This is a genomic window from Candidatus Aegiribacteria sp. (assembly GCA_021108435.1).
GTDB lineage: Bacteria > Fermentibacterota > Fermentibacteria > Fermentibacterales > JCC-6 > Aegiribacteria.
In genome coordinates this window covers 1-5,666 of the sequence record JAIOQY010000192.1, presented here as the reverse complement: position 1 = coordinate 5,666, position 5,666 = coordinate 1, and the positions used below count along the sequence as shown (strand labels likewise).

Below are 5,666 nucleotides of genomic sequence, written 5' to 3'. Positions count from 1 at the left end.
ATACCGGACATCCGATGATGTAGCAGTTTACATCAATCGGTCCTGTTAGAATCCTCTCTATGATTAAATCAGGTTGTATCATTGATATCAATAGGAGTTGTAGATGCTAATACTTGAAATGCGAGGATCAAGATTTACCATACCTTGATTGAGTGAACTGAACCATCTGTCTCCCAGAACCGATTCCCATGCTTCAAGCCTTTCAGGCGTATTTCGCTCACCAGCATAGAATACAGCATATATTCCATCTCCAAGGGAAGTATCGGAAAAATCTGCCTGCCCTTCATAATCCCATGCAAATCCCAAGAGTCTGAATTCACCCAAAAGAGAGTTAACATCAGTAAGTGACATTCCGATGCGAATTCCCTCGAATGTTTCATAGGCTTCACCTGTCACAGTAATTCCAACTGTAGAATTCATCAGGGAATCAAACCAGGTAATCTCAAGTTCTCTTTTCGTTCCTGGAAACACCAGTGTTCCAGGGGCCATGAATCCTTCCCCAAGGTGAACAGTTGTATCTATCAGGGCTTCATCTCCGACAAGAACGCCCAATTCCACCCTTGAAATTTCAAGAGGAACAATTCCGACTCTCTCTCCAGGTACAATCAAAAAACCGGGATTACCCGCAATCGATAAGCCTGCAATCAGGATCATTGTCAAACCCAAATACTTCATGCTCAGTTCCCCTTTCAGAACTACAGTGCAAAGAAAGATAAACAGTACCGGGTGTAAATACACATGGATTCATCCTGCTGCAACCCTCTCGGATTCAGGAAATTGTGGGATTTTTAGGAAATTGGAATTAAATTGTTTATCTTTAAGCATTCAGCCTCCGGACATCAGTGTAATGATTCAGAAAGGGCAAGCGCGTGAATAAGTACATATTTTCTATTATTCTGCTATTCATAGCAGGTTCTGGTTATTCCCAGATAACAGTACAGGCTGTACGAGTTGATGAGGCTCCAGAAATAGACGGTATACCGGATGAGGACATCTGGGAACTCGCGATTCCGGTGAATGAAGATTTCATTCAGCACAGACCGGACTGCGGCGAACCCATGTCGGAACGGACAGAAATCAGGCTGCTGTTCGACGACAGAGCGCTTTATGTCGCACTCACCATGCATGACAGCCATCCGGAAGAATTTACAAGGGCTCTGACTCCCAGAGATCATGATTTCTCAAGTGAATGGATCGGTGTCTGGCTGGATACATTTAATGATGATAACAATGCCTACTTCTTTTTCACAAATATCGAGAATGTTCAGCAGGACGGAAGATTGTGCGAAGTAGGTGGATGGGACTCGAACTGGGATGCGGTATGGGAAAGTGCCACCGCTTCATCCGATTCGGGCTGGACCGCTGAATATGCCATTCCCTTCGCAGTCCTGCGCTACTCTGATGATACCGAACAGGTCTGGGGTGTTAACGTCAAAAGGACCATGACACGCACTAATGAAAGCGCTTTTCTTTTCAGGATGGGTGATAACGGTTGGATATATATCAGGGATTTCGGTGAACTTCATGGACTGAACAATCTTCCTGACAGCCGACGGATTGAACTAAGGCCCTATGGAGCCGGAAAGATTCAGTACATGCCTGATTCAGAGGATGAGTGGGATCCATGGGGAAATGCAGGTCTGGACTGCAGAATTGGGATTTCAACCAATGCTTCTCTCGATCTCACTATTAATCCTGATTTCGGGCAGATTGAGGCTGACGCTGATGAAGCTAATCTGTCGCACTGGGAAACATTTCTCCGCGAAAAAAGACCGTTTTTCCTTGAAGGAGCTGATCTATTCGATCTCCCTTTCAATCTCTTCTATTCCAGACGTATAGGCGCGGTTGCTTCCAATGGCGAAATCATACCCATCCTTGGCGGCGCAAAACTGACAGGGGCTTCCGGCGGATTCAGATTCGGACTTCTTGAAGCATATACAGGCAGGATTTCTGAAGACGGAGACATGCTGGAGCCAGCTGCGAATTACTCGGTAGGACGAGTGATCAGAGAGTTTGGCGATGGCTCATTCATCGGTGCGAGCATGACAAGCACCGATATCCCTCAGCAGGAGAATCAGGATTACTCGTACGGACGATCCGGCGCTCTCGACGCTCAGATCAGAATAGCCGATCTGCATACTCTCTATGGAGCTTTTGGCGGCACCTGGAATTCCTATGCAGGCGAATGGTCGGACAATCTTGCATACAAGGGAACTTACAGTTTCAAGAATGAGAGATTGAACTGTTCAACCGGATTTTCTTACAGAGAAGAAAATTTCAACGCGAATATGATCGGATACACTACATCCACAGGAGATGTGAATTCATGGGCGAATGTAGGGCTGTTCCACCCGTTCTCCGGCAATCCAACACTGCAGGACGCGTGGACGAATATCTGCTATTACTACGATCAGGTTCCAGGTGGAGAAATTACGTCCAGAGGCATCAGGCTGAATTCAGGTGTCTCATTTCGCAACAGGTACTATATAGAAGGCGGTATCTGCTACAGGGGATCAAGATTCGACAGATACGAAGGACCCGATGGTGCAACATACGATCCGGGCATGTCATGGAACTTTTATTGTTCAACGGATTCGAGGAAAAAATTCTATATCTCCCTTTATGTAAACGGCGGCACTTACCGTAACGGCACAAACAGATCATTCGGGACATGGCTTAATCTGAAACCTGCTCCTCATGTTTCAATCGGGGCAGATATCGACTGGAGTACAACTTCGAACGCTCTGGGATACAACTGGGATAGTGAAGCATGGGACACAAGAGATACTGACTGGAAATCATTTGAGTTAAGCTGCAGCTATATGTTCAATACGGATCTGAGTCTGTCACTGGTTTCCCAGATTTCAAGGTTCAAATCAGATTACGGGCTTTCTGAGGTTTCGGAGAGTAATGATCACTGGATGAACATTCTTCTCAGCTGGCAGTTCAAACCCGGCAGTATGTTCTACTTCATGGCCGGTGAAAATGCGGATCCTGATGAAATTACCGGAGAATATGGAGAACCTGACTTCACAGTTTTCAGTAAACTCACGTGGTTCCTGCCCATTTGATATCTCAAAACACCGTTTCTCTCTCACAAGTTGAAGAAGTGTGGTACGTCCCTTAGAAGAAGTTGGCTACGTTGGCGGGACCCGTACCGGTAATTTCGAAGAAGATATCCTGCAGATCCTTTTCCACGATCTCGTCTGTTCTGAATGTCTCCATCAGCCTGCCCTCATGAATGATACCAAGTCTGTCGCAGAACACTTTCGCAACCGGAAGAGTATGAGTAGAAACCAGAACCGCTGATCCGGAAGCAGCTGCCGCGCGGCTCATTCTGTTGAATGTTTCGGCAGTGGCGGGATCAAGACCGACATGAGGCTCATCGATAACGTATAGTCTGGGGCGGGATATGAAGGCCGATGAAAGCACTACTCTCTGTATCATTCCGTGAGAATAGCTCTCGGCCCTGCTGTCCAGCCAGTCCCCCATATCGAAGAGCTTTTCATGAAACGCGATTCTCTCCTCTATTTCATCAGGTGGAATATCCCTCATTCTTCCAATGAATCGCAGGAATTCCCTGCCTGACAGTTTCGAGTACATTGTCGGTTCATCCGGCACATAGGAAATCCGTGAATGTGCACCTTCTGGATCAACAGATACATCCACTGAATCAACAATAATTTTTCCGCTATCCGGAACTGCAAGCCCGGAGATCATCTTCAGAGTTGTTGTCTTCCCCGCTCCGTTAGGTCCAAGAAGTCCGAATACTTCCCCCGCTGGAATTTCCAGAGAAAGATCACAGACCGCAATAGTCTTTCCGAAGGTTTTCGAAAGATTTTCAAGTTTGAGAATCAAAATTTACCATCCTCGATATCCAGCAGGGCATTAATAAATGAATCCAATTCGAATTCAAGAAGATCATCACTGCTCTCCCCTACCCCTATGTATTTAACGGGAATATCCATCTGACTGGCCATAGCCAGCACCGATCCTCCCTTTGCCGTTCCGTCAAGTTTCGTGATTACGAGCCCGGTTACCGGAATCGCTTCTAGAAACTGCTCTGCCTGGGCTCTTGCGTTCTGCCCTACGGTAGCGTCAAGAACCAGGAGCACTTCGTGGGGAGCTGATTCCATCGCTTTGCCGCAGACTCTGTGAATCTTGGAGAGTTCGGCCAGTAATCCTTTTTTGTTGGGGAGCCTTCCTGCCGTATCGATTATTACAGTGTCGTAATCCCGGCTCAACCCCCTTTTAACAGCATCATATGCTACTGCGCCAGGATCAGATCCTGGTAATTGAGTAATGATTGCTGTTCCAAGTTTCTCAGCCCATATTTCGAGCTGCTCGGCTGCGGCGGCTCTGAAGGTATCAGCGCATGCCAGAAGAACTCTGCTTTTCTTTTTCTGGAGTTTCGCAGCCAGACGGGCGATCGTAGTTGTCTTTCCAGCTCCGTTAACTCCAACCACAATGATTACACTTGGCCGCGCATCAATAATACGCGATGTAGAGCGAACAGGGACACTTTCTCTTAAAATCCCGGCAAGAGCTTCTTTCCAGCCCTGCCCCGACTTTTTGATCCTTCCAGGGAGTTCAAGCATTATCTTCTCGGTCAGTTCCCAGCCAAGATCACTTCCGAGGAGAATTTCCTCAGCATCCTCAAGAACACCTTCATCAATGCATCCTGAGCTAAAAAGCTGGCTGAGTCTGCCAGCCAGCGCTTCTCTGCTTCGTCTGAGTTTATTCGAAAGATTCAAATCAACAAAGCTCCTCAGCTGTCACTCAGTTGTTCAGCGGTTTCAAGGCTGACAGATGTCATGGATGAGACTCCCTCAGAAGCGTCACAATGGCAGATTCGCAGTTCTCACCGCCGCTGATTGTATACACACCGGTGGGAAGTCTGTCACCGCTGTAATCACACCCATCCCAGACATTAACACCATCAGTAACCGGAATCTCTGCAACCAGGCGGCCAGATATATCGTAGACTGAGAGTTCAGAAACATCTCCACCGATTACAATGAACTCAACACTTCCGCAGAAGGGATTGCAGGAGGGTTCTATGATGATAAGTTCAGTTCCCTGGTCTGATGATTCCTCTTCTTCCTCAAGTCCGAGGCTGGTGGCGTTGAACCAGCCGAAGGTGGGATAACCACCGAAAATCGGTTCCATCTCTCCCTGATTATAGATCACATACAGATTACCCTCGGAATCAACCACACCATCGATATTAAGAACATCTTCAGGATCTTCATCACTATGGTCGTATGCTGCGGTTGTTTCTACAATGAGTGATCCATCATTATCCATTACTATGTACCACACAATATCATTTGCGGCTCCATCAATCCATACAAGGTAGAATTTCTCGTTGTCGGGAAATGGTAATAGATCCATCATAGTGCTTACAACCATGTCAGGTGACTCACTGACAACTATCCATTTATGGATCTCCAGATCTCCTGTGCGTCCATTAAGCCTCCAGAAACCATACCTGCTCGGATAACCACTGATACCCACGCGGCCTACCACTATAAGATCCCCGTTGCTGTCAACAGCAAGGCCGGGATATCGAGCCATATCACCTTCATCATTAGTAAAATCCCATATTGGCACTGTAACATTACCTTCAAGATCGTACTGCATGTACATGTATGTCTGCCAGCCAT

5 protein-coding genes are annotated in these 5,666 nt (G+C 46.9%); 1 reads left to right on the top strand and 4 read right to left on the bottom strand.

From position 1 onward, the window contains the following. Window positions 1–87: 87 nt before the first annotated feature. A complete protein-coding gene (locus K8R76_11565; protein ID MCD4848812.1) occupies window positions 88–675 on the bottom strand; it encodes a hypothetical protein in 588 nt (195 codons plus the stop codon). A gap of 194 nt (window positions 676–869) precedes the next feature. On the opposite strand from K8R76_11565, the gene K8R76_11560 reads away from it, so the two are divergent. Further along, complete coding sequence (locus K8R76_11560) at window positions 870–3,071, top strand: carbohydrate binding family 9 domain-containing protein (protein ID MCD4848811.1); 2,202 nt, start codon at window positions 870–872, stop codon at window positions 3,069–3,071. 52 nt (window positions 3,072–3,123) lie between these two features. Here the strand turns inward: K8R76_11560 and K8R76_11555 are convergent, their stop codons facing one another. The 3 genes from K8R76_11555 to K8R76_11545 all read right to left on the bottom strand — a co-directional run. Then, window positions 3,124–3,858 (bottom strand): ABC transporter ATP-binding protein, encoded by a 735-nt coding sequence (locus tag K8R76_11555; GenBank protein ID MCD4848810.1) that lies wholly within the window; start codon window positions 3,856–3,858, stop codon window positions 3,124–3,126. After that, the gene (gene ftsY / locus K8R76_11550) at window positions 3,855–4,754 is read right to left on the bottom strand and encodes a signal recognition particle-docking protein FtsY (protein MCD4848809.1); all 900 of its coding nucleotides are present in this window, start codon (window positions 4,752–4,754) and stop codon (window positions 3,855–3,857) included. The genes K8R76_11555 and ftsY overlap by 4 nt, the downstream gene beginning before the upstream one ends. 58 nt (window positions 4,755–4,812) lie before the next feature. After that, the coding region (locus K8R76_11545) for a hypothetical protein (GenBank protein ID MCD4848808.1) at window positions 4,813–5,666 on the bottom strand (854 nt) is incomplete at its 5' end.